This is a genomic window from Streptomyces sp. NPDC031100, from assembly GCF_055570785.1.
On sequence record NZ_JBVIGN010000004.1, the window covers coordinates 180,217 to 204,090 of the forward strand.

General features: G+C 67.4%; 23 protein-coding genes and 1 pseudogene. 15 read left to right on the plus strand and 9 right to left on the minus strand.

The window, feature by feature from the left end:
• The first annotated feature begins 3 nt into the window (after positions 1-3).
• The 4 genes from ACZ5DS_RS12680 (at position 4) to ACZ5DS_RS12695 (ending at position 6,751) form a co-directional block, all read left to right on the plus strand.
• The gene (locus tag ACZ5DS_RS12680; RefSeq protein ID WP_468236828.1) at positions 4-3,582 is read left to right on the plus strand and encodes a UvrD-helicase domain-containing protein; all 3,579 of its coding nucleotides are present in this window, start codon (positions 4-6) and stop codon (positions 3,580-3,582) included.
• A gap of 47 nt (positions 3,583-3,629) precedes the next feature.
• Positions 3,630-5,033 carry a dipeptidase gene (locus tag ACZ5DS_RS12685; protein ID WP_468236830.1) on the plus strand — a complete coding sequence of 468 codons (1,404 nt, stop codon included), beginning with the start codon at positions 3,630-3,632 and terminating at the stop codon, positions 5,031-5,033.
• Between the two features lie 148 nt (positions 5,034-5,181).
• Positions 5,182-6,126: an NAD(+) diphosphatase gene (gene nudC, locus ACZ5DS_RS12690; RefSeq protein WP_468236833.1), complete on the plus strand. Its 945-nt coding sequence runs from the start codon at positions 5,182-5,184 to the stop codon at positions 6,124-6,126.
• Positions 6,127-6,136: 10 nt separating this feature from the next.
• Positions 6,137-6,751: a class I SAM-dependent methyltransferase gene (locus ACZ5DS_RS12695; RefSeq protein ID WP_468236836.1), complete on the plus strand. Its 615-nt coding sequence runs from the start codon at positions 6,137-6,139 to the stop codon at positions 6,749-6,751.
• Positions 6,752-6,801: 50 nt separating this feature from the next.
• Here the strand turns inward: ACZ5DS_RS12695 and ACZ5DS_RS12700 are convergent.
• Positions 6,802-6,888: pseudogene (locus ACZ5DS_RS12700) on the minus strand (NrdH-redoxin); the annotation flags it as partial.
• A gap of 60 nt (positions 6,889-6,948) precedes the next feature.
• On the opposite strand from ACZ5DS_RS12700, the gene ACZ5DS_RS12705 reads away from it, so the two are divergent.
• From ACZ5DS_RS12705 to ACZ5DS_RS12725, 5 genes are all read left to right on the plus strand, one after another.
• A complete protein-coding gene (locus ACZ5DS_RS12705) occupies positions 6,949-8,535 on the plus strand; it encodes a recombinase family protein (RefSeq protein WP_468236838.1) in 1,587 nt (528 codons plus the stop codon).
• A gap of 157 nt (positions 8,536-8,692) precedes the next feature.
• Complete coding sequence (locus ACZ5DS_RS12710; RefSeq protein WP_468236841.1) at positions 8,693-9,079, plus strand: hypothetical protein; 387 nt, start codon at positions 8,693-8,695, stop codon at positions 9,077-9,079.
• A gap of 672 nt (positions 9,080-9,751) precedes the next feature.
• Positions 9,752-10,066: an HNH endonuclease signature motif containing protein gene (locus tag ACZ5DS_RS12715; protein ID WP_468238188.1), complete on the plus strand. Its 315-nt coding sequence runs from the start codon at positions 9,752-9,754 to the stop codon at positions 10,064-10,066.
• A 976-nt stretch (positions 10,067-11,042) separates the two neighbouring features.
• Entirely contained in the window at positions 11,043-12,242 is a 1,200-nt protein-coding gene (locus tag ACZ5DS_RS12720; RefSeq protein WP_468236844.1) for a phage major capsid protein, read from the plus strand.
• Between the two features lie 253 nt (positions 12,243-12,495).
• The gene (locus ACZ5DS_RS12725; protein ID WP_468236846.1) at positions 12,496-12,900 is read left to right on the plus strand and encodes an HNH endonuclease signature motif containing protein; all 405 of its coding nucleotides are present in this window, start codon (positions 12,496-12,498) and stop codon (positions 12,898-12,900) included.
• 457 nt (positions 12,901-13,357) lie between these two features.
• On the opposite strand, the gene ACZ5DS_RS12730 is transcribed toward ACZ5DS_RS12725, so the two are convergent.
• From ACZ5DS_RS12730 to ACZ5DS_RS12755, 6 genes are all read right to left on the minus strand, one after another.
• On the minus strand, positions 13,358-13,591 hold the full coding sequence (locus ACZ5DS_RS12730) for a DUF7848 domain-containing protein (RefSeq protein ID WP_468236849.1): 234 nt from the start codon (positions 13,589-13,591) through the stop codon (positions 13,358-13,360).
• Positions 13,588-14,031: an ATP-binding protein gene (locus ACZ5DS_RS12735; RefSeq protein ID WP_468236852.1), complete on the minus strand. Its 444-nt coding sequence runs from the start codon at positions 14,029-14,031 to the stop codon at positions 13,588-13,590. The genes ACZ5DS_RS12730 and ACZ5DS_RS12735 overlap by 4 nt, the downstream gene beginning before the upstream one ends.
• Positions 14,032-14,117: 86 nt before the next feature.
• Positions 14,118-14,951 (minus strand): helix-turn-helix domain-containing protein, encoded by an 834-nt coding sequence (locus ACZ5DS_RS12740; protein WP_468236854.1) that lies wholly within the window; start codon positions 14,949-14,951, stop codon positions 14,118-14,120.
• Entirely contained in the window at positions 14,948-15,463 is a 516-nt protein-coding gene (locus ACZ5DS_RS12745; protein ID WP_468236857.1) for a DUF6879 family protein, read from the minus strand. The genes ACZ5DS_RS12740 and ACZ5DS_RS12745 overlap by 4 nt, the downstream gene beginning before the upstream one ends.
• Entirely contained in the window at positions 15,447-15,653 is a 207-nt protein-coding gene (locus ACZ5DS_RS12750; RefSeq protein WP_468236859.1) for a hypothetical protein, read from the minus strand. The genes ACZ5DS_RS12745 and ACZ5DS_RS12750 overlap by 17 nt, the downstream gene beginning before the upstream one ends.
• A gap of 236 nt (positions 15,654-15,889) precedes the next feature.
• Positions 15,890-16,147 carry a mycoredoxin gene (locus tag ACZ5DS_RS12755; protein WP_468236862.1) on the minus strand — a complete coding sequence of 86 codons (258 nt, stop codon included), beginning with the start codon at positions 16,145-16,147 and terminating at the stop codon, positions 15,890-15,892.
• Positions 16,148-16,331: 184 nt separating this feature from the next.
• Between ACZ5DS_RS12755 and ACZ5DS_RS12760 the strand changes: the two genes are divergently transcribed.
• From ACZ5DS_RS12760 to ACZ5DS_RS12780, 5 genes are all read left to right on the plus strand, one after another.
• Complete coding sequence (locus ACZ5DS_RS12760) at positions 16,332-18,527, plus strand: ATP-dependent DNA helicase UvrD2 (protein ID WP_468236865.1); 2,196 nt, start codon at positions 16,332-16,334, stop codon at positions 18,525-18,527.
• A gap of 164 nt (positions 18,528-18,691) precedes the next feature.
• The gene (locus ACZ5DS_RS12765; RefSeq protein WP_468236867.1) at positions 18,692-19,012 is read left to right on the plus strand and encodes a hypothetical protein; all 321 of its coding nucleotides are present in this window, start codon (positions 18,692-18,694) and stop codon (positions 19,010-19,012) included.
• A 173-nt stretch (positions 19,013-19,185) separates the two neighbouring features.
• Positions 19,186-19,554, plus strand: a complete 369-nt coding sequence (locus tag ACZ5DS_RS12770; RefSeq protein WP_023546912.1) for a WhiB family transcriptional regulator — start codon at positions 19,186-19,188, stop codon at positions 19,552-19,554.
• Positions 19,551-19,874: a hypothetical protein gene (locus ACZ5DS_RS12775; protein WP_468236870.1), complete on the plus strand. Its 324-nt coding sequence runs from the start codon at positions 19,551-19,553 to the stop codon at positions 19,872-19,874. Before ACZ5DS_RS12770 ends, ACZ5DS_RS12775 begins: the two co-directional genes overlap by 4 nt.
• Before the next feature lie 137 nt (positions 19,875-20,011).
• Positions 20,012-20,224: a hypothetical protein gene (locus tag ACZ5DS_RS12780; protein WP_468236873.1), complete on the plus strand. Its 213-nt coding sequence runs from the start codon at positions 20,012-20,014 to the stop codon at positions 20,222-20,224.
• A gap of 171 nt (positions 20,225-20,395) precedes the next feature.
• Here the strand turns inward: ACZ5DS_RS12780 and ACZ5DS_RS12785 are convergent, their stop codons facing one another.
• Together ACZ5DS_RS12785 and ACZ5DS_RS12790 are read right to left on the minus strand one after the other, a co-directional pair.
• Positions 20,396-21,766 (minus strand): ABC1 kinase family protein, encoded by a 1,371-nt coding sequence (locus ACZ5DS_RS12785; RefSeq protein ID WP_468236877.1) that lies wholly within the window; start codon positions 21,764-21,766, stop codon positions 20,396-20,398.
• On the minus strand, positions 21,759-22,973 hold the full coding sequence (locus ACZ5DS_RS12790) for a TOMM precursor leader peptide-binding protein (RefSeq protein ID WP_468236879.1): 1,215 nt from the start codon (positions 22,971-22,973) through the stop codon (positions 21,759-21,761). Before ACZ5DS_RS12790 ends, ACZ5DS_RS12785 begins: the two co-directional genes overlap by 8 nt.
• 277 nt (positions 22,974-23,250) lie before the next feature.
• Here ACZ5DS_RS12790 and ACZ5DS_RS12795 point away from each other — a divergent pair, with 277 nt between their 5' ends.
• Positions 23,251-23,847, plus strand: a complete 597-nt coding sequence (locus ACZ5DS_RS12795) for a M48 metallopeptidase family protein (RefSeq protein WP_468236882.1) — start codon at positions 23,251-23,253, stop codon at positions 23,845-23,847.
• Positions 23,848-23,874: the final 27 nt, after the last annotated feature.

Genomic DNA, 23,874 nt, shown 5'->3' on the forward strand with positions numbered 1-23,874 from the left:
GACATGCCCGCCCGTATCACCGACCCCGAGCAGCTCAAAGAGCTCCTCGGCATCCCGTTCACCCCGGAGCAGACGGCCTGCATCATCGCGCCGCCCGCACCGCAGGTGATCGTGGCCGGAGCCGGGTCGGGCAAGACCACCGTGATGGCGGCCCGCGTCGTCTGGCTGGTCGGCACCGGCCAGGTCGCCCCCGAACAGGTCCTCGGCCTGACCTTCACCAACAAGGCGGCGGGGGAACTCGCCGAACGCGTCCGCAAGGCACTGATCAAGGCCGGCGTCACCGACCCCGATGTCATCGACCCGGACAATCCGCCCGGCGAGCCGGTCATCTCGACGTACCACGCCTTCGCCGGCCGTCTGCTGACCGACCACGGCCTGCGCATCGGGCTCGAGCCCACCTCCCGGCTGCTCGCCGACGCCACCCGCTACCAGCTCGCCGCGCGCGTGCTGCGCGAGGCCCCTGGGCCCTACCCGGCGCTGACCCGCTCCTTCGCCGACCTCGTCAGCGATCTGCTCGCCCTCGACTCCGAACTCGCCGAACACCTCGTGGATCCCGCCAAGCTGCGCGCCTGGGACGCGGATCTGCTGCGCACCCTGGAGAGCGCCAAGCTCACCAACGCCGACCTGCGCAAGGTCCCCGAGACCGCGGCCGCCCGCCGCGAACTCGCCGACCTGGTCGGGCGCTACCGGGCCGCCAAACGCGAACGCGATCTGCTCGACTTCGGCGACCAGATCGCCCTGTCCGCCCGTCTCGCCGGCATCGGCGAGGTGGGCCGCCTGCTGCGCGAAGAGTTCCGGGTGGTGCTCCTGGACGAGTACCAGGACACCTCCGTGGCCCAGCGCGTCCTGCTGTCGGGCCTGTTCGGCGGCGGCACGGGCCACCCGGTCACCGCCGTCGGCGACCCCTGCCAGGCCATCTACGGCTGGCGTGGCGCCTCCGTCGCCAACCTGGACGACTTCCCCGAGCACTTCGCCCACGCCGACGGCCGCCCCGCCACCCGCCAGGCGCTCAGCGAGAACCGCCGCAGCGGGGGCCGCCTCCTCGACCTCGCCAACGGCCTCGCCGAGCCGCTGCGAACCCTGCACGCGGGCGTGGAGGCCCTCCGCCCGGCCCCCGGCGCCGAACGGGACGGCACGGTCCACTGCGCCCTGCTGAGCACCCACGCGGAGGAGATCGACTGGATCGCCGACTCCCTCGCCCACCTCGTACGCACCGGCAAGGCACCCGGCGAGATCGCCGTACTGTGCCGCACGGCGACCGACTTCGCCGAGATCCAGGGGGCTCTCGTCGCCCGCGACATCCCCGTGGAGGTCGTCGGCCTCTCCGGGCTGCTGCACCTTCCCGAGATCGCCGACCTCGTCGCCGTCTGCGAGGTCCTCCAGGACCCCGGTGCCAACGCCTCCCTGGTCCGCCTGCTGACCGGCCCGCGCTGGCGCATCGGCCCCCGCGACCTCGCCCTCCTCGGCCGCCGCGCCCGCCTGCTGGTCGCCCACGCGCGCGTGGGCGACACCGACGACCCCGACCGCAGGCTCGCCGCGGCCGTCGAGGGCGTCGACCCGTCCGAGGTGATATCGCTCGCCGATGCGCTGGACACCTTCCTGGAGTCGCCGCTGAACGACGGCGAGGGGGATGACGACGGGCTGCCGTTCTCCCCGGAGGCGCGCGTGCGTTTCGCCCGCCTCGCCGCCGAACTGCGCGACCTGCGCCGCTCCCTGTCGGACCCGCTGATGGACGTACTGCACCGCGTCCTCGCGGTCACCGGCCTGGAGGTGGAGCTGTCGGCGTCCCCGCACGCGCTCGCCGCCCGCCGCCGCGAAACCCTGTCCAACTTCCTGGACGTCGCCGCCTCCTTCGCGGCCGGCGACGGCGAGGCCACCCTGCTGGCCTTCCTCGGCTTCCTGCGCACCGCCGCCCAGTACGAGAAGGGCCTCGACAACGCCCTGCCCGGTGGCGAGAACACCGTGAAGGTGCTCACCGCGCACAAGTCCAAGGGCCTGGAGTGGGATGTCGTCGCCGTCCCCGGACTGGTCAAGGGCACCTTCCCGAGCGCCCAGGGCCGCGAGAAGTGGACCGCGCAGGCCAAGGTGCTGCCGCACGCCCTGCGCGGCGACTGCGACACCCTGCCCGACGCCGACTCCTGGGACTCCCGGGGCATGAAGGCCTTCCACGAGGCCATGAAGGAGCACCAGCACACCGAGGAACTCCGCCTCGGCTACGTCACCTTCACCCGCCCCCGCTCCCTCCTCCTCGGCTCCGGCCACTGGTGGGGGCCCAGCCAGAAGAAGCCACGCGGACCCTCCGCCTTCCTCCAGGCCCTGTACGACCACTGCGCCGCCGGGTACGGCGAGATCGAGGCGTGGGCCGACGAGCCCGCCGAGGACGAGGAGAACCCGGCCCTGCACACGGCCACCGCCGACCAGGTGTGGCCCCTGCCCCTGGACAACGCGGCCCTGGCCCGCCGCCGTGCGGCCGCCGACACCGTCCTCACCCACCTGGACGCCCTGGCCGCCCGTCAGGACGGCCGCCCGCCGGCGACCCACGACCCCGCATCCTTCGACGACCCGGACTGGCCCGCACCGCCGGACGACGCGGATCCCGACCGGCCTGCCGCGTCGGACGACGAAGACCCCGACCGGCCGGCCGCGTCGGACGACGAGGACCCGTACGGCGAGTTCCCGTACGACCAGGACCCCTTCACCGAGGACGCACCGTACGACGAGGCCGGCGCCTCCCCGGAGGAGCCCGGCGACTGGGACTCCTGGACCGCCGAGCGTCCGACCGTCCCCCACCAGGCGCCCGCCCCGGCCCAGCGCGCCCACAGGAGCGAGGGCACCCACCCCGCCGAGCCGCAGCACCACGAGCCCCTCACGCCCGAGGAGGCGCGCACCATCGCCTCCTGGGACCGCGACCTCGACGCGCTCACCGGCGAGCTGCTGCGCGCCCGGCAGAGCGTCACGGACGTCCCCCTGCCGGCCACGCTGACCGCATCCCAGCTGCTGCGCCTCGCCGAAGACCCCGACGGGCTCGCGCAGGAACTCGCACGCCCGATGCCGCGCCCCCCGCAACCCGCCGCGCGCCGGGGCACCCGGTTCCACGCCTGGGTGGAGGCGCGCTTCGAGGAACTGACCCTGCCCATGCTGGAGCCGGACGAGCTGCCCGGCAGCGAGGCCGAGATCGCCGACGAACGCGACCTGGAAGCGCTCAAGCAGGCCTTCGAACGCACCGAGTACGCCCACCGCACTCCGTACCGGATCGAGGCGCCCTTCCAGCTCACCCTCGCCGGCCGCGTCGTCCGCGGCCGCATCGACGCCGTTTACAGATACGGCGACGGCGACAGCGCGACCTACGAGATCGTCGACTGGAAGACCAGCCGCACCCGCACCGCCGACCCGCTCCAGCTCGCCGTCTACCGGCTGGCCTGGGCCGAGCAGCAGGGCATACCGCCCGAGTCGGTCGCGGCCGCCTTCCTGTACGTGCGCAGCGGCGAGGTCGTACGCCCCCAGGGACTGCCGGACCGGGCCGCCCTGGAACGGCTGCTCACGGAAGACTCCGATGTGGCACACCAGGGCACCCGAGTGTGACGAACCGCCCGCCGAGGATGTCGGTGCGGGCCGATAGGCTCGTGAGCATGAGCCAGACCCCGGACAGCGCCGTCCGCACGTACATCGAGCAGCACCGCGCCGCCTTCCTCGACGACCTCGCCGCATGGCTGCGCATCCCCTCCGTGTCGGCCCAGCCCGACCACGCGCCCGACGTACGGGACAGCGCCGACTGGCTCGCCGCCCAGCTCAAGGAGACCGGCTTCCCGACCGCCGAGGTCTGGCCGACCCCGGGCGCCCCGGCCGTCTTCGCCGAATGGCCCTCGGGCGACCCCGAGGCGCCCACCGTCCTGGTCTACGGCCACCACGACGTCCAGCCCGCCGCCCGCGAGGACGGCTGGGACAGCGAGCCCTTCGAGCCCGTCATCCGGGAAAACCGGCTCTACGCGCGCGGGGCGGCCGACGACAAGGGCCAGGTGTTCTTCCACACACTCGGCGTCCGCGCTCACCTCGCCGCCACCGGCCGCACCGCCCCCGCGGTCAACCTGAAGCTGCTGATCGAGGGCGAGGAGGAGTCCGGCTCTCCGCACTTCCGGGCCCTCGTCGAGGAGCGCGCCGACCGGCTCACCGCCGACGCCGTGATCGTCTCCGACACCGGCATGTGGTCCGAGGACACCCCGACCGTCTGCACCGGCATGCGCGGCCTCGCCGAGTGCGAGATCCGGCTGTACGGCCCCGACCAGGACATCCACTCCGGTTCCTTCGGTGGCGCCGTCCCCAACCCGGCCACCGTCGCCGCCCGCCTGGTGGCCGCCCTGCACGACGAGCACGCGCGCGTGGCCGTCCCGGGCTTCTACGACGGCATCGCCCAGCTGACCGACCGCGAACGCGAGCTGTTCGCCGAGCTGCCCTTCGACGAGGAGCAGTGGCTGCGCACCGCCAAGTCGTACGCCACCCACGGCGAGGCCGGACACACCACCCTGGAGCGCATCTGGGCCCGCCCCACCGCCGAGGTCAACGGCATCGGCGGCGGCTACCAGGGCCCTGGCAGCAAGACGATCATCCCCTCCTCGGCCATGGTGAAGCTGTCCTTCCGGCTGGTCGCGGGCCAGGACCCCGACCACATCGAGAAGGCCGTACGGGCCTGGGCCGCCGAGCAGGTGCCCGCCGGCATCAGGCACGAGATCAGCTTCGGCTCCGCCACGCGCCCGTGCCTGACCCCGCTCGACCACCCCGCGCTGCAGTCCGTCGCCCGCGCCATGGGCCGCGCCTTCCAGGGCCCGGTCCGCTTCACCCGCGAGGGCGGCTCCGGACCCGCTGCCGACCTCCAGGAGGTGCTGGGCGCCCCCGTCCTCTTCCTGGGCATCTCCGTCCCCTCCGACGGCTGGCACGCCCCGAACGAGAAGGTCGAGCTCGACCTCCTGCTGAAGGGCGTCGAAACGAGCGCCTACCTGTGGGGCGATCTCGCCGAGAACTGGCGTCACGTCCCCTGACCCGAAGGCGCCGTACGGGACGCCACCGCGCGTGGGCACACTGGAAGAACCGCCCGCACGCCCCGCCCGCCCCGGTGCCCTCCCGCCCTACGACCCGCAGAACCGCCCGCCGAAACGAACCGTTCCACTGGGGGAGTTGGAAGCACCCGTGACCACCTGGACCGACCACACCGCCGACCGACCCATCTCCCTGACCGTCCCGAGCGGCATCGACCGCGCCGCCCACCACCGGCTCGACGAGGCCTGGCTCGCGGCGGCGTGGAGCCACCCCACGACCCGCTGCTTCGTGGTCTCCGGCGGCCAGGTCCTCATCGACGAGACGCCCGACGGCCGTACCGAACTGGTCATGACCCCTTCCTTCGAGGCACCGCTCACCGAGGCCCACCGCTACTTCCTCGGCATCGACGACGAAGGCGTCAGCTACTTCGCCCTCCAGAAGGACGCACTGCCCGGTCGCATCGACCAGTCCGCGCGCCCGGCGGGCCTGCGCGAGGCCGGACTACTCCTGTCCCCACGCGACGCGGGCCTCATGGTGCACGCGGTCGGCCTGGAGAACTGGCAGCGCACCCACCGATTCTGCTCCCGCTGCGGCGAGCGCACGGTCATCGCCGCGGCCGGCCACATCCGCCGCTGCCCGGCCTGCGGCGCCGAGCACTACCCGCGCACCGACCCCGCCGTCATCATGGCCGTCACCGACGAGGACGACCGCATCCTGCTCGGCCGCCAGGTCCACTGGCCCGAGGGCCGCTTCTCCACGCTCGCCGGCTTCGTCGAGCCCGGCGAGTCCATCGAGCAGTCGGTGCGCCGCGAGGTCTTCGAAGAGGCCGGCGTCACCGTCGGCCCGGTCGAGTACGTCGCCAGCCAGCCCTGGCCCTTCCCGTCCAGCCTCATGCTGGGCTTCATGGCCCGCGCCATCTCCACCGACATCAACGTCGACGGTGACGAGATCCACGAGGCCCGCTGGTTCTCCCGCGAGGAACTGCACGCGGCCTTCGAGTCCGGCGAGGTCCTGCCCCCGTACGGCATCTCCATCGCCGCCCGCCTGATCGAGATGTGGTACGGCAAGCCGCTGCCGACGAGGAGCTTCGTCTGAGGCGGCACCGGTGACCGCCGGGCCGTACTGGAACCACAACGTCCACTACCACCGGACCGTGCTCGCAGCCGTACCCGACGGCTGCCGCACGGCCCTGGACGTCGGCTGCGGCGACGGCCTGCTGGCCGGCAAGCTCGCCACCAGGGCGCGGGCGGTCACGGGCGTGGACCGCTCCCCGGAGATGATCCGGCTGGCCCGCCAGCGGCAGCTCCGGAACGTCACCTTCCTGGAGGCGGACTACCTCGAGGAGACCGCACTCACCGAGGGCGCCTACGACTTCGTCAGCGCCGTCGCCGTCGTCCACCACACCCGCTTCGAGGACGCGGTGGACCGCCTCGCCCGGCTGGTCGCCCCGGGCGGCCGCCTCATGATCGTCGGCCTGGCGTACAACCACACGCTCGCGGACCGGGTGCTCAGCGGCTTCGGGCTGCTCGCGAGCCGGCTGTACGCGCGACTGCGCGGCGGCAAGCGCAGCCCGGCCGGCATGCCCATGGAGGACCCGCCCATGCACTGGGCCGAAGTCCGCGCGGCTGCCCGCAGACACCTCCGCGAGGGCCACTACCGGCGCCGCCTGCTGTGGCGCTACACGCTCGTGTGGGACAAGACACAAGAAAGCGGCTCCTGAGACACCTACAGCCTCAGGAGCCACCTTTCCCGCAAGCCCGCACCGACCCGTTACGCGGCCAGCTTCTGCTTCACCTGGGCGAGCGACGGGTTCGTCAGCGTCGAACCGTCGGCGAAGAGCACGGTCGGCACGGACTGTAGAGTTTCCACCTGTTGAGGGCGGCCGTGGGGCCGCCCCCTGACGCGTAGGGGTGGGACTTGAGCAAGCCCAGAGCACTCGGCGTGGTGCGGCTCTCGGTCGGTAACGAGAACCAGACCGGCGAGGAGACGCAGACGAATCGCATCACGAAGCGGGCCGACGCGGAAGAGATGGAGCTCATTGATATCGCCGTGGACATTGACGTCTCGGCTTCCATCTCGCCTTGGATGCGTCCGGCCCTGGGGGACTGGCTGAACAACCGGGCCGACGAGTTCGACCACATCATCGTTCTGAAGATCGACCGTATCGCTCGATCGGTCCGTCACCTGTCGGACATCATCGAATGGTGTGAGGCGAACGGTAAGGGTTTGATCTCCTGTGAGGAAGGCTTCGATCTCTCGAAGCCGTGGGGCAAGACCATCGCCAAAATTCTCGCGGTTGTTGCAGAGGCGGAACTCGAATCCATCAAGGCTCGTATTCGGGACTCGCGGGAAACGATGCGTAAGCACGGCCGGTGGCCGGGGGGTCTCGTTCCGTTCGGGCGTAGGGCGGTCAAGGGTGATGACGGCTTTTCTCTGGAGATCGACCCTGAATACGGGCCGATCCTGGTGGAGATGATCCGACGCTTCGTTAAAGAGCCCAGCTTCTCGGCGGTAGCCGACTGGCTCAATGACAAGAATGTTCCCACGGCGCAGGACATCGCTCGCATTCGTGCGGCGGCGGGGGAAAGTACGACGAGACTGAACGACCCAAAGCCCCGGGGGGCGAAGTGGACTCCCACGGCTGTTCAGAGTGTGCTTGCGTCTCGTTCTCTTCTCGGCGAGTACATGCGCGCCGATGGGTCGGTTGTCAGGAACGATGACGGTTCCCCTGTTCTGCGTTCGGAACCGGTCTTGACCGGCGAAGAGTGGGAGAAGCTGGATGAAGCCGTTAAGTCGGTCAAGTTCACCAAGCAGAAGGGTTCTACGTCTCCGCTCGTCGGGGTCATCTTCTGCATGCATTGCAGGAACCCCATCTACTACCACAAGGGTGACCCGCAAAAGGGTCTCAAAGCCCGATACCGCTGCCAAGGGAATAAGAGCAAGGGCGTTAAGGCTTGCCCGAAGCAGACCATTAAAGCGGATGCGATTTACAGCATGCTTCAGGATTCCATTGTTCGGAACATAGGGAATCTGGAAGTGATGGAGTCCGTCACCAAGGTGGATGATTCCCGAGCTGCAAAGCTTGCCGTGATCGACGCGAAGATGAATCAGCTGAACAAGGAATTTCAGAAGGGTGCGCTCAACGCGACGGCCTACGCCTCCATGATCTCGGCGCAGGCGGCCGAACGCGAAAAGATCACTACGGCGGACGGTCCGAAGCCCGTGACGGAATGGATTTCCACGGGGGAGACTTACGCGGAGTGGTGGAGCCGTTCCACTCCTGATGAGCGGCGTGAATTCCTGAGGAAGCACGGCGTGAGGGCGTATGCCAAGCCCGGAATGATGGTCATCACCCCTGGGGATCTCATGAAGAATCTTGAAAGCCAGGGCGCTACTCCTCTGAAGGCTTTCGAGGTTCCTGCAGGGGAGGCCGTAGAGGCGCTGCAAGAGAAGCTGCCTGATGGTTGGCAGATCATTGGAGCCTCTGGACTGGAAGACGCGTAAGTAGCTCGCTCACAGTGGCCCCCGTTGCGTGTAAACGCTTCGGGGGCTTTCCCATGCCCCGAGCGTCTTCCTGTAGTGCGTTTACACGGCCTGACGCTGCCCGTTTAAACGCTCCTAAGCGGTCGTGTTTGATTCCGCCAGGGGTGCCGCTGTAGACATGGCCGAGCACAGCGAGAACGAGGGAGACAGCATGAGCGGGCAGGAACTGAGCGGCGTCAAGGTGGACGACTTTCCGGAGTTCGAGCCGAAGACCGCCAAAACCGGAACCTTCTACAAGTGGTCGGAACTGAGCGACGAGAACTGCGTTATGGTTCTCCGCCCCGTCCACGCTAATCACCTCGGCGTTCTGACTGATGTGTTCGCGCTGGATGGTGACCGACTCCGGGAAGTCAACGGGCGGGAAATGTTTCTCGCCGACGAGTCGGGCCAATACTTCATGGCCGAGAACATTCCTATGGCCTACTACACTGCGAACGATCTACAGGTGATCGCCGACGAATACGCCCGCGCTGCGGCCTTCCTGCGCTCGATAGCGCAAGACTGACACTCACCACGCAAAGAAAGCCTCGGCGAGAGTCGAGGCTTCTTTTATGCCCACGATCACCGACGCCCGAGGAAGAAGTGACCATTGGATTCGGACCCGGCGCCCCGTGGGGCGCCATTTCTCAGCTCGACTGCCGAGCGAAAGCACGCAACCCTTCGATAAAGCCGCTTGCCTTCCGCGTGTACTTCGCTGCCCTCGGCTGGGGCAATCAGGTGGGGCACGCCGAGTTTGCCGAGGGTGCCCTAGCGTCCATCCTGGCCGGGGAGAACGGCCAGGAGTTGACCAGGCAGGCCGTGCAGAAGGGCATTACTGCGGCTAAGGCTATGGACCTGATAGCGCCCGAGTCGGGCGCACGCTGCCTTGTACTGCCTCGCCACCACTTCCAGAAGAACGGCCTAGGGTCGGCATCCTGCCGCGTGCACTCCGTGCGCACTGCTGCGTAACCCTGTGACGGTTACCGAGTAACCCTGTGAGGGTTACCCATTCTTCTCTGACCTGCGGGAACCTTCGCCGCCTCTCTATCTCTATTAGTCATCCCCTGGCCGAAGGAACGGAGGCCAGGCAGACAGCATCACTACGGGCACCCCGTCGAGGGTGCCCCAACTGTTTCTAGCTAAGGGCGCCCCCTCGAAGGGCGCCCTTCTTCTTCTGGAGTAGCTATTGCCTTATCTGATGTGTAGCCGCTGTAAGCGGCTCTTTCCTCTCGGCTCACGGTGTGAGCCGTGTTCCTTGGCCGGAGCGAAGCGACGGGAGCAGAAGAGAAAGCACACGCGCCCTTCACCCTGGGCGCGTGGTTACAACACTCAATACCTGAAGGCTCGGGCCGTAATCCTTGCGGCTAAGCCTCTCTGCTCTATCTGCTATTCGAGGCCGGCTACGACGGCCGATCACATATTGCCATTGAGCCGAGGAGGATCGAACGAAATAGACAACCTTCGCCCGGCCTGCGGGCCGTGCAATAGCGGTAGAGGCAACAGAACGGCCTAGGCGGGCCTCACTCGGCCTCGCCCTGGTCGAGTTCCCTTGAGCTATCCAGAACGGCTCTCACGGCCGTTCAAGTCCGTTCCTGCGGCCTAGGCGAGCCAAAGGCACGGGAGGGGGAGTCTGAAACTCTGAGCGGACGCTTCTCCGCACCCGCCGCCTTCCCTTCGCTTGTGTGCGCGCACATTAGCCCGGGTTGGTGGGAATTAATTTCCATTCTTTCGAATTCTTGTGCATCACTACGGATGCGCCCGCATTCCGGCGCATCGAACTATGGAGGGGACCTTGATGGACATCTATTGCGAGCACTGTGAGCGGCCTAGGGCCGCTTGTCCGGTAGCTCAGGCTGCCGAGGCTGAGCGGTGGCTAGAGAACCGCCGTAAGGCGCGTGCTCGGATCTTCGACCATGGCGGGGCGATCAGTCGTACGGCTGGGAGTAACCGGGCCGCTTCTCTACCGAGGTGACCGAGGTCACTTTCGGAGTTTCGTAGTGAGTTTCCGAACCTAACCGGTCTATAGCAAGTGTAATGAAGAGCTTCGGTTCCCTTCGGGCGATCGAGGGCGGGTAAGGCACTGGGCGGTGCGGTAGCGATAGCGGCTCGGTTTCCACGGTTTGGCTCCAAAGGCCGTGGACCGGGCCGCTTCGTATATGCCCTGCCGGGGCTTCGCCCCGTTCACCTTTGAAGGAGAAGACAGATGGATAACACGGTCAATCTGACGTGCTGGACTTGCGAACGAGAGTTCGCCACCGAGTACCAGACGGGCAGACCGCGCCGGTATTGCTCTGATGACTGTCGAGCACTGGCGCACAAGGTTCGTCGCCGAGTGCGATACGTGGAGCGTGCCGAGCTTCGGCGCATGGCTCATGTCGCTCCGTTCTAACTAAATACCGCCGCCCTGATTCAGGCCGCCCCACCCATTTGGGTGTCGGGCGGCTTTTGCATGGCCAAAATCCCGGCCCTTATCCCAAGAAGGAATACGAATGTCTACTACTGATCTCTACAAGCGGCAGGCGATGGCCGCTCTTGAGGACCGCGAGAAGCTGGTGAAGGAGCTTCGCTCTATCGAGGCTGATACGTCTCTTTCTCCTGCTGCAAAGCGTGCCCGCGTCGAGCGTATCGACAAGGACCTTCACCGCCTGGAGGCGGAGGCCCGAGACGCTATCGAGCGTGGAGAGCGTGAGGCCGAGGTTCGCTCCATCGCTGAGAAGGTGGGGGGCCTTGTTATGCCGATCAGCGGTTCGGCGCTGCCTGGCGATCGCGAGGACCAGTGGCGTGCTTTCATGCCTTCTCGGGATGAATACCGGACCGCTACCAGCGGTTCGGCGGCTGCGGTTATCCCGGTGCCCACTCTTAACAAGGTCTTTGACTTCCTGCGCGCTCAGAGTGTGTTCCTGAGCGCCGGGCCGCGCGTTCTGAACATGGGCAGCATGACGCTGGGCATTCCTCGAATCTCGGCTTCGACGACCAGTGCGATGACCGCTGAAGGTGCGGTTATTGGCGCGAGTGACCCGACCCTGACCACGGTCACCCTGACTGCCAAGAAGGCTGCTGTTCTCACGAAGGCGACCAACGAAGCGTTGGACGATTCTGACCCGAGCCTTCTCCAGCTCATTTCCGAGGATCACTTTAAGGAAGTGGCTCGCCTTCTGGATGCCCAGTTCCTGGCCGGCAATGGCACTTCCCCGAATATGCGTGGCCTGCGGAACTTCACCGGGGTCAACGCTACTTCGCTAGGCGCGAATGGTGCTTCTCTGGCCCTAGATAATCTCGCGGATGCGGTCGGTCGTCTGGAGCAGAATAACGGCGATCTGAATAACGCGGCCTTCTTCATGTCTGGCCGTTCCTGGGCTTCCATCCGGAAGGCCAAGGATTCTCAGTCCCGCTATCAGCTTTCGCCCGATCCGACGAAGGACGGAGAGCGAAAGCTCTTCGGCATCCCGGTGCATGTGTCCAATCAGATCAGCAATGCTGAGACTGTCGGTACCTCTTCGGACTGTTCTTGGATTGGCCTTGTTGACATGGGTCAGGTTGTGGTCGGCCGTCGCCAGGAAATCCAGGTGGTGTATTCGGCGGATGCCTACTACGACACGGACAGCACCGGTATTCGCACGACGTCCCGTTGGGACATTGCTCCGCTTGACCCGAAGGGCGTGGAGCTGATTACGGGCGTTCGCCAGTAATCCTCTAGCTGACGCCCAGGTTCTTTCCCTGCCTGGGCGTCTCTTATCTCCCCCGGTTTGAACCGCCGGGGGTTTGTCTGACCGTTTTCTTGCCGTGACGGTCAGGGCCTCGACAGAGGCCGTGTCGAAGAGAGTCCGGGAGTGGCTTTGTCACCCACTCCCGGACCGACCCCCTTTTTTTACCTTCTTCGATACTTCGACTTGTGACCGAAACTCGCCGTTCGTTTCTCCCGACACCGAAAAGGAAAACCCGATGAAAGAACCTTTGAAGCTGGCCTCCAAGGCCGCCGTTGTCTCTTACCTGCGTGCACGCTCCGTCATTTGGCCCGCTTCCGAGGGCGGATGCTGGACTTGGGAACAGTACCGCGAGCCGGACGGCTACGGCCGATTCACTGCCGAAGGAAAGCCGCGCTATGTGCATCGCGAGGGTTTCATAGCTTCAGGCGGATGGATTCCCGAGGGGTGGACCGTGGATCATCTTTGCGGGAATCCGCCGTGTTGGAATCCTGCTCACTTGGATGTGGTGAGCCGAGAAGATAACACCCGAAGGGCAAGAAACGCGCGCTGGGCGCGTTTCGTTAAGGAGAATCCCGGCGCCCTGAACGTTGTTCGCAAGTTGGGCGGTTCCGTTATCGAGCCTGCGGGGGTGGGGTCGTGACCGCGCTTGAAAAGATTATGGCCCTTTCGACGCCGAACGTTGAAACGGGTTGTCGGGTTTGGGAGGGGAGAACGAATCCCGAAGGGGAGCCGAAGGTTCGCCTTCGCGGAACCTGGGTTCCGGTGAAACGTTATCTCACTTCGAAGAAGCTTAAGCGTAAGGGTGTCTATCCGATGTTTGAGAACACTTGCGGCAATCGCAAGTGTGTGACGGTCGGCCATCTTCGTGTTGTTGATTGGATCGCGCGCTAAGCGCGTCAAGCTCGAAGGGAAAGCAAATGAACGAGCTGATCTATCGGATAGCAAGGAAACGTTTCGAGGCAGAACGGAAGCGCGTCCGTAAGGCATGGCTACTGACTGAAGGGATGAGGGCGCGTACGGCCCGCCTAATGGCTTCCCCTGATTCGGCGAAGTGATTGGATTCCCTCGGCCTGGTGGGGCCGGCTGAGGGCTCCATTTCACGCCTTCGGTTCCACCGTGGCGTAGTCGACGAAGGTTCGCCGATAGTGTTTGTGCCCTGTGTCGCGGGTGTGCTCGGCCATCCACTTGACGGCCGTCTCTTCGTCTGCCTCACCCGAGGATTCTCCGCAATCGGCTTCGTCGCCGGAAACGCATACAGCAGACCAGGACAGTTCCCCGGTTGGGTCCTGTCTGGTCACGTAGTCAACGAAGCGGTATACCGCGCGGCTCACACGTCCGCCCTCCGGTCGATCTCAAACCACACCGTCTTACCGACCGCGTATTGCCCGTTCACCATTCGTGGATCTGTGCCCCATCGAGTAGCGACCATGGCAACAAGAGACAACCCTCTGCCTTCTTCTTCGCTATCGTCGACATGGCGCATGATGGGAACCTGGTTCGAGGCGTCGGAGACTTCGACGCGTAGCCGTTCCTCGGTGACCTCGAATACGGTCTCAATCCTGCGCCCCGGCGATACCTGCGCATGGCGTACGGCATTGGTCACTAGTTCGGACAGTAGGAGAACGGCGGAGTCTGTCAGTTCTTCGGATTTCCAGTGGTGGAGGTACTTCCGCAACTGAGAGCGTGCCAGCGCAACGCACTTCGGGTGACGGGTCCAATTCCAGCGCATCACCTTTGGGGCCGGGGCTTCCTCCTGCATGGTGACGGTCATCCGCTGTTCCCTCCGCTTTGGTAGCCCATCAAAGGTAAGGGCGAGCGTGGATGGGTTCGGGCCCGAGTCGCGTTGTGGACTAAAGATCATGAACGGCAGGAAGCCGACCACTCTGCGAGTCTGGCCCTGGCCTCTTCATCGAACAGCGCGCATTCCTCGTAACCGGAGAACTCATCGAGGTAGCTTTGAATATCGCGGCTGTCACGCAGGACGAGACTTCCAGCTGATGTCTCGATGACGGTCAAGGATGCATCGTAGATCGTGAATGTGTTCAGAGGGGTTCTAGGGGTGGGCGCGCCGACGGGTATCAGGCCGATGCGTACGTTCGGGAGATAGCTCAACGACGAAAGCCGGTCCATCTGCTCAGCCAATGCCAGGGGCGCGACAACGGGCCAGCGAACGGCTTGTTCCGTCAGAATGAACGTGAATCGCTTCGAGGCGTCATAGAGAACGGCCTGCCGTTCCATCTTCCCCGCAATGGCTTTACTGGTGTCTGCCGGGGAATGGGCGAGACTCGCCCGAACGTATTCAGGTGTTGCCAGAAGACCGGTGACCATGGATAGCAGGAAGTAACGCATTTTCGTCGAGGACGCTTCGAGCGCCTTGAGCTCCGCTTGCCTTGTTCCCAGTCCCTTTCGGCGCAACTCTCGAAGGTTCCGCCATTCGGTGTTCGCCATTCTGGCGAGAGCCGAGACTTCTTCGATCATGCTCGGTGGTGCGTCGAGTGCTCTCAGGATTTGCTCGACGTCAACGAGGGACGGCCGAACCTTCCCGTTCTCAATCCGGCTCACCTTGGATTGAGAAATGTTGCAGCGCGCAGCAAGCCGGACCCCTGAGAGCCCGGCTTGCTTACGCAGTTCTCGGAGCTTCGAGGCCAGTTCCTGGCTGGACTGGCCAAGCTGCTCGGGTTCGAACGTCACTCCTTCACGTACTCCAGAAACGGCACTGATTCAGCCTCGGCGATTCGCTGATACTCGACGAATGGGGCCGGATCTCCCTCGTACAGCTCTCGATTGATCTGTGTTCCGTCTTCCTCGTAGTTCATGAGGACGACTTTCGACCGATCGAAGAGCCAGAAGTCTTGAACACCTTGAAGGGGGTTCTCTCGACCCGTCACGTCGAAGATGCGGATATCCTCGCCCGCCAGGGCGTGAGGCGCGTAGTACCGCGAGAACTCGAATCGCAGATACTCGGAAAGCGGCTGGGTCAGTACGTGGACCCGCCCCTTTCGCTTTCCCTCGCCTCGTAGCCGCTTCAGGTCTTCCGTGTACGCGGACGAGTAGGTGTGCGGGTCGATTCGCTTACCCGCCCGGAACGCTTCGATTTCCTCGGACTCCTGGGGTACGAGGTATTGGGGCAGGATCTCCAGCCGCCATGCTTCCGACTGGATTCCTCGGAACATTGCCCGCCACTCGTCACCATCCAAGAGCACGGATGGCCTCCCTGAGAACCGCTTCCGGGATCTCCACCAGTCCCTCACCCGTGGGCGGCGTGAAGGCGTCGGACACGTCACCCTGTACGACGAAGGTTCCTCGTTCCGTGCGGTACACGTTCGGGCAGTCGTCCTCACCGCACTCGCCGTTGCCGTTGCCGGTAAGCCGAGTCAGTTCCTCGCGTGCCATAGCGAAACCCCCTGATTCGTGGCCCTGGTTGGGCCGTCGCGTACGACGGTACGAGGGGGCATGTCGGGGCGTCTATGCGTTCACGCGACTATGCGCGTTGTCGCATAAACCGGTGTCGAGGACGCTCGCGGATCGCCGCCCCTTGGCGGGCCGATCCTGAGCCGAGGGGGACGAGTCCCCTACATAGGCCGCCCCCTCCGACGGATCGCCAGAGGGGGCGTGTGGTGCGCGATGGGTCAGGCGCTGAGCGCCTGCTTCACCTGGGCGAGGCTGGGGTTCGTCATGACGACCTCACCGCCGCCGTTGGTGGAAACTACCCGAACCGTCGGGACCGTCTGGTTTCCGCCATTCGCCTTCTCCACGAAAGCAGCGGACTCCGGGTCCTGCTCGATGTTGATCTCGGTGTACGCGATGCCCTCGCGGTCCAGCTGGCTCTTCAGCCGACGGCAGTAGCCACACCAAGTCGTGCTGTACATCGTCACAGTGCCCTGCATGTCTCTCGCGCTCCTCAGGCAGCTCGGGGAATGTCGTCCTGCGGCACAACATAAGGGACCGGCCAGGCATTCCCGCCCGGGGTATCCGGCCCCCGGCGTGACGCCTGCCGCATTAGTACGACTGCAAGCCCCCGCCTGTGGACAACCGGCACAGCGGTCTCGGACGACCTGGCAGCATGGCTGTGTGACAGCAGCAACGCACTCCACCCTCTTCCCACAGGCACCCGGCTCCGCCGACGCTGTGCTCGAAGGGCTCGACCCCGAGCAGCGCGAGGTGGCCACCGCCCTGCAGGGCCCGGTGTGCGTCCTGGCCGGAGCGGGCACGGGCAAGACACGGGCGATCACCCACCGCATCGCCTACGGAGTGCGCGCGGGAATCCTCCAGCCGTCCAGCGTGCTCGCCGTCACCTTCACCAACCGCGCCGCAGGCGAGATGCGCGGCCGCCTGCGCCAGCTCGGCGCCCACGGCGTACAGGCCCGCACCTTCCACTCCGCCGCACTGCGCCAGCTCCAGTACTTTTGGCCGAAAGCGATCGGTGGCGCCATGCCCCGGCTCGTCGACCGCAAGATCCAGCTCGTCGCCGACGCCGCCGCCGCCTGCAACCTCCGCCTCGACCGCGGCGAGCTGCGGGACACCACCGCCGAGATCGAATGGTCCAAGGTCACCCAGACCGTCCCCGCCGACTACCCGTACGCGGCCGCGAAGGCCGGCCGTGAAACCCCGCGCGACCCCGTCGAGGTCGCCCACCTCTACGCGGCCTACGAAGACCTCAAACGCGACCGCGCGGTCATCGACTTCGAGGACGTCCTGCTGCTCACCGTCGCCGTCCTCCAGGACCGGCACGACATCGCCGAACAGGTCCGCGCCCAGTACCAGCACTTCGTGGTGGACGAGTACCAGGACGTCAGCCCCCTCCAGCAGCGACTGCTGGAACTCTGGCTCGGCAACCGCGACAGCCTGTGTGTCGTCGGCGACGCCAGCCAGACCATCTACTCGTTCACAGGCGCAACGCCCGACCATCTCCTCGACTTCCGTGTCCGCCACCCCGGCGCCACCGTCGTCAAACTCGTCCGCGACTACCGCTCCACCCCCCAGGTCGTCCATCTCGCCAACGGCCTGCTCGCCCAGGCCAGCGGACGCGCCGCCGACCACCGACTGGAACTGGTCTCCCAGCGCCCCGCGGGCCCCGAGCCCGTCTACACCGAATACACCGACGAGCCCGCCGAGGCCGAAGGCGCCGCCCGCCGCATCCGCGAACTGATCGACGCCGGCGTCCCGGCCGCCGAGATCGCCGTCCTGTTCCGCACCAACTCCCAGTCCGAGACCTACGAGCAGGCCCTCGCCGACGCCGGAGTGCCCTACCAGCTGCGCGGCGCCGAACGCTTCTTCGACCGCCCCGAGGTGCGCAAAGCCGGCATCGCCCTGCGCGGCGCGGCCCGCTTCGGCGGCAACGACTCCCTCCTCGACGACGCCGTCGACCTGCCCTCACAAGTGCGTGCCGTGCTCTCCGGCGAAGGCTGGACCGGCCAACCCCCCGCCGGCTCCGGCGCCGTCAGAGAACGCTGGGAATCACTCGCCGCCCTCGTCAACCTCGCCCACGACTTCGCCGCCGCCCACCCCACCGCCACCCTCGGCGACTTCGTGGCAGAACTCGACGAGCGGGCAAGCGCCCAGCACGCCCCGACCGTCCAAGGCGTCACCCTCGCCTCCCTGCACGCGGCCAAGGGCCTGGAGTGGGACGTCGTCTTCCTGGTCGGCATCGCCGAGGGCATGGTGCCGATCACCTACGCCAAGACGGACGAACAGATCGAGGAAGAACGCCGCCTCCTCTACGTCGGCGTGACCCGCGCCAGAGAACGGCTCCACCTCTCCTGGTCCCTGTCCCGCTCACCCGGCAGCCGCCCCAATCGCAGGCCCAGCCACTTCCTCGACGGCCTCCGCCCCGGCTCGACCGCCACCGTCGGCCGCACCGGCGCGGCAGTCGCCGGAGGCATCGAACGCGGCACCCTCACCGGCGCCCCGGCCGTCCCCCGGCGCGCCCAGCGCACCCCTGCCCGCTGCCGCGTCTGCGGCCGTACGCTCACCGACGCCGGCGAGATGAAGCTGATGCGCTGTGAGAACTGCCCCTCCGACATGGACGAAGGCCTCTACGAGCGGCTGCGCGCATGGCGCGCGGTCCAGGCCGAGCACAGCGGCCAACCGGACTTCTGCGTCTTCACCGACCGGACCCTCATGGCCATCGCCGAGGCGCGCCCCGACAGCCCGGCCGAGCTCTCCCGCATCCCCGGCGTCCTCAGCCGCAAGCTGCAGCGCTACGGAGCCGACGTTCTGGCCATCTGCGCAGGCCAGGAGGGTGCGGGAGGCGACGAGGACGACTGATACGAACTCGTCGAAAAAATAGTTTGCGCATGCCCCAGCGATCCCCATAGGTTCTAGGCACGGAAACAGCGGCCTTCTCGAAGGCCCTGATTCCGTGTTCTACTTGCATATCCGAACGGACTGGCTCACCCCAGTCCCCAAGACGCCGAGAGGAGGCGAGTCCAGTGATCAGCATCAACTTCAGCACCATCAGCACGGCCAAACTGACCGATCGCTCGACCGTCTCCACGTGCATGCTCGGCGCCTCGAACCAGGGCACCGGTCTGTCCGGCATCCGTGCCGCCCGTCCGGCGTCCTCCCTGTCTCTCGCGGGTCTTCCCATCCGTGAGCGCAATGAGCGACCGACCAAGGCACTGGAAGCGGTAGCGGCACAGGCACATGCCTATGCCTTTGCGGCGGCCGGTGCCGGATTCCGGAAGCTGACGACGCAGCACCACCTGATGTGGGCCTTCCGTGGGCCAGAACCCTGGAGTGATCCAGCCTGACGCAGATCAGGCCGGCGCCTTCAGGGCCGCGGAACCCCACCCGGGATCCGCGGCCCTTCTGTTTGCCCCGAACGGGGACAACGGAGCGAAGGGGCCTCGGGACAAGAAAAGAACCCGGTACCCAGCCGATCCCCGGTCAACCGGCCGGACCGACCAGACGAGGAAGACCAACCGTGCAACTCGAAGCGCACGCCCCGTCCGTACCGCCTTCACAAACGATCCCCCCGCCCGGTCTCACGGAGGACTCCACCTTGACCCCCCTCACTGCGCTCACCGCGCTCGACGACGCCATCGAGAACCTCGGCGTACCCGTCCCCTGCCGTTCCTACGACCCGGAGGTCTTCTTCGCCGAGTCGCCGGCCGACGTCGAGTACGCCAAGTCCCTCTGCCGCACCTGCCCGCTGATCGAGGCCTGCCTCGCCGGCGCCAAGGAGCGGCGTGAGCCCTGGGGCGTCTGGGGTGGCGAGCTGTTCGTCCAGGGTGTCGTCGTCGCCCGGAAGCGGCCCCGTGGCCGCCCGCGCAAGAACCCGGTCACGGCATGAACACCGCAGGAACGATCGACCGCCCCCTCACGCACGACCCCCAGAAGCAGGCCCCGATGAAGCCGTCCACCAGCGAGCCCGCAGGCTCCGCGACCCCAGACTTCACCCCCAACGGCGCGAACGGCTCGCGTCAGAACAGGACCCGAGAGATGCAACTCATCCCAGAAGCCCTGGCCCGTGCGCATATGCACCAGCGCCTGCATGACGCCGAGCAGGAGCGCCAGGCCGTCCGCCTGGTGACCGCCCGGCGGATGCAGCGCCGGGCGGAGCGTGCCTCGCGGCGCGCCCGCCGTGCGCTCGCCATGGCCGTCATGCAGTAATCACGCACACCCGAAGCGGTGGCCTCCCGATCCAGGGAGGCGAAGCCTTCCCCGCGGGGGCCGGTCCGACCGAACGGACCGGCCCCCGCGGTGCGTTGTGCACGGCGATCCGCAGGCCGGAGAGTTATCGTCGGCTGGTGACGAGTCCTTCCGGAGGAAGTGATCAGGGCGGCTCCACCACGGAGCCTCACCCCCTCGTGTGCGCCCGCTGCGGCGCCCCCGCCGGCGGCTCCCAGCCGGCCACCTGGACCTGCTCCGTGGAGAACGGCATCCGTCAGTACTTCTGCGACGTGTGCTCGCGGGAGAACCTACGGGCTATCGAGGGCCGACTGGACTCGTCCTGGTGGTGACAACGCAAAGCCGTCACGGCCGCTCGGTCAGACCTATCGGGATTCGGGCTTCGACCGGTCACGCATGCGGTGATCAGCGCCCCGTCCCGAGTGACACGTACCGTGCCCACGTCCAGGCCATTTCCCCCGCAGCCGGAGCGGCTGCCGGGCGGGCTGAGGCCGGGTCACCGGTCACGCCTCCGCTGCCGGTTCCTCCTCGGGCAGTTCGTCCTCGAGCACGAACCCGGGCAGCCACTCCTCCAGTTCCTCCCGCAGGCGGACCGTCGCTCCCAGCTGGCACAGCACGCCGATCGTGCTCAGTGTGACCCGGTGTATCAGCAGGTAGGCCGGCGGCAGGTTGAGCTGCTTGCCCAGCTGGTACGCGGGGGAGCGGGGGTCGGCGATGCGGGCGGCCTGGCTGCGTATCCATGAGCGGGTGAAGGTGAACGCCTCGACCCGGGCAGGTTCGATGATCGGCAGCAGGTAGTCGAGGACTGCGTCAGGGTCCAGCTCTATGGACTCCTTGACGAACCCTTCCTCGCACAGCAGCTCGTAGACCGTCTCCGCCTCGTCGTCCAGGGTCATCCGCAGCGAGATGCCGATCGGTTCCGGCAGGCCTCCCGGGAGCCGGTCGACGGTGCCGAAGTCGAGCACGCCCAGGCGCCAGTCCTCGTCGCCGTCCGGGCCGCCCGGCAGCAGACGGAAGTTGCCCGGATGCGGATCGGCGTGCAGGAGGCCGGTGCGGGCGGGGCCCGAGAAGAGGAAGCGGGCCAGGAGCTGGCCGGCGCGGTCCCGCTGCTCCTCGGTGCCGTCGGTGATGATCTCCGACAGGGGGATCCCGTCGATCCACTCCGTGACGAGGATCTGCTCGCACTGGTGCACCACCGCCGGGACCACCACGTCCGGGTCGCCCGCGAACTCCTGCGCGTGGGCATCCTGGGCCTGGGCCTCCAGCGCGTAGTCCAGCTCCTCGGAGACACGGTCCCGCATTTCGGTGATCAGCGGCTTGATGTCCATGCCGGGAACGAGCGGCCCCAACAGCCGTGCGAAGCGGCTCAGTTGGCTCAGGTCGGACAGCAGGGCCTCGCCCGCGCCCGGGTACTGCACCTTGACCGCCACCTCGCGGCCGTCGTGCCACACCGCCCGGTGCACCTGCCCGATGGAGGCCGCGGCGGCCGGCTTGTCCTCGAACTCCAGGAACAGCTCCCGCCAGTCCGGTCCGAGGCGTTCCTCGAGCACCGCGTGCACCGTGCGGGTGGGCATCGGCGGTGCCGCGTCCTGGAGTCTGGTCAGGGCCGCGCGGTAGGGGCCGGCGACCTCCTCCGGCAGGGCGGATTCGAAGACCGACAGGGCCTGACCGAACTTCATGGCCCCGCCCTTCAGCTCCCCGAGGACCTTGAACAGCTGCTCAGCCGTGCGCTGTTGCAGCTCGCGGCCGACGATCTCCGCGGACTCGCCCACGATCCGCTTGCCGAGCCCCCAGGTCGCCCGGCCGGCGAAGCCGAGCGGGAGCGCGGCCAGCTTGGCGGTACGGGTGACCGCCTTCCGGGGAAGATCAGACATGCGCCCTCCAAGTCCCAGTCGGCCGCGCCGCGCCTGCCTTGCGTCGTCGCTCCGGTGACGGCCGTTGCACCGCCATTGTCTCGCGCGGCTCCCCGTCGGTTGAGGAGTGCTCCCCCTTTCCTTGCGTCGCCGCTCCGCACCCGCATTCCGGGTGCGGCCACACCGGGCGGGAGCGCCAGTTCAGGCCGGGCAGGGATGCTTCCCAGCGTGCGCCCGCGCTGGACGGCGGCTGTCCGTCGAGGAAGGCGAGGGCGTGCGCGGCGGCCAGCCCCGCGACGGCTGTGGCCAGTGCCAGATCGCAGGCGCCCACCCGGCGGGCCTTGCCGGACCGCCACTGGGCGACCAGGCGGGGCCAGGCCGGGTCCCGGTCGGTGCGGTCCCGGTCCAGACAGCCGGCGCAGCTCGTTTCGCCGGGCAGGACAAGGGGGCCGACGACGCCGGTTCCCTCCGCGACGCCTGCGTACAGGTGTGGCGTTCCCGAGGCCATGAGCGGTTCGGCGCCGGAGGGGTCCGGGGTGTGCACGGCGACGTCGTCCCGGGGGGTGAGGATCACCAGGGAGAGTCCCGGGTCCTCCGTGGCCGGGCGGGAGGAGGGGGTGCGGCGCTGCGGGCGGTCGGGGGCGGCGCGGCGGACGGCTGCCCGTGCCGCTACGTCCCGGCGTTCGCGGAGGGACTCGGCGGGCAGCCCGCCGGGGGCCACGTCCCAGGGCTCCACGCGTCCCACGTCGCGCACGTCGACGTCGCCGACGCCCGCGCCGGACAGTACGGAGGCCAGGACGGCTCCGACCCGGCCCGCGCCTCGTACCTGGACGCGCAGCGAGCGGCGGGCGGCAAGCCTGCCGAGGGCGCCGCCGGGCTCGGCTGTGGTCAGGGACAGTGAGGCGAGGTCGGGGCGCAGCCGGTCCAGGACGCCCGTCTTCTCGCGCAGCGCGTCCGCGCCCGGTCCGCCGCCACGCGTGTCGTCGAGCAGGCCCGCGTGGGCCAGCCGGTCCACCAGGGCGTCGACATGGCCGTCGGACAGGTCCATGCGGCGGCCCTCCTCACGCAACAGGGGCAGTCCGCGGGTGCCGTTGAGCAGTTCCAGGAAGCTGCCCGTGGCAGTGTCCATCGGCCCCAGCGTCATCGCGTGTGCCGGAGTCATCCCGAACTGCACGGTGTTGAGGTCGCGCCAGCCGCGCCGCAGCGCCGGCTTCACCATCGGATGCATGACAGGCCCCCGTATGCCGTGAATTGCCGCGAAAGGTTGCTTGGATCAGCGGACATTCCTTGTGCTCGCAAAGCCGGTCGTGCTTCGCGACGTGTGCCAGCATGCCGGGTCGTGCCGGCGGGTGGCGGGAGTTGTCCACAGGCGGGGGGTGATTGTCGTACGAATGGCCGGGACAGTCGGGCATATCGGTCGTACAAATCAAACGCACGGTGGGGCATCGGCATCGAACCGCTCCGGAGCCGGGACTTCGGCCCTGTGCAGCGGGTAACGTCGGGGCGTGCCCGCCGACCCCCTGCACCGCGCCGGAAAGTCACAGCGCAGCACGACGAGCCAGCCGCCGAGCGGCTCGGGGGCGAGCGCGATCGAGGTCCGCAGGAGTACCCGGCGCCGCCGTACGGTCTCCGCGTACCGCGAGGGCGATCGCACCGTCGTGCTGATCCCCGCCCGGATGTCCGAGGCGGAGGAGCAGCGCTGGGTGACCGTCATGCTCGACAAGCTCGCCGCCCAGGAGAGCAAACGGGTGCTGGGGGACGCCGAGCTGACCGAGCGCGCCGAGCGCCTGTCGGAGCAGTACTTCGCGGGCAGGGCACGCCCCGCCTCCGTGCGCTGGGTCACCAACCAGAACACCCGCTGGGGATCGTGCACCCCGGCCGAGGGCAGCATCCGTCTCTCGCACCGGCTGCAGGGGATGCCGGAGTACGTCGTCGACTACGTCCTCTGCCACGAGCTGGCGCATCTGCTGGTGCCCGGTCACGGGCCCGACTTCTGGCGGCTGCTGGAGTCCTACCCGCGCACCGAGCGGGCCCGCGGATACCTCGAAGGCGTGGTGGCCGCGGACCGGTTGCCGCATGTGCCCGGGGCGCGCGGGGAGTGAGCCGGGCGCCGTACGTCTGCCTCCAGG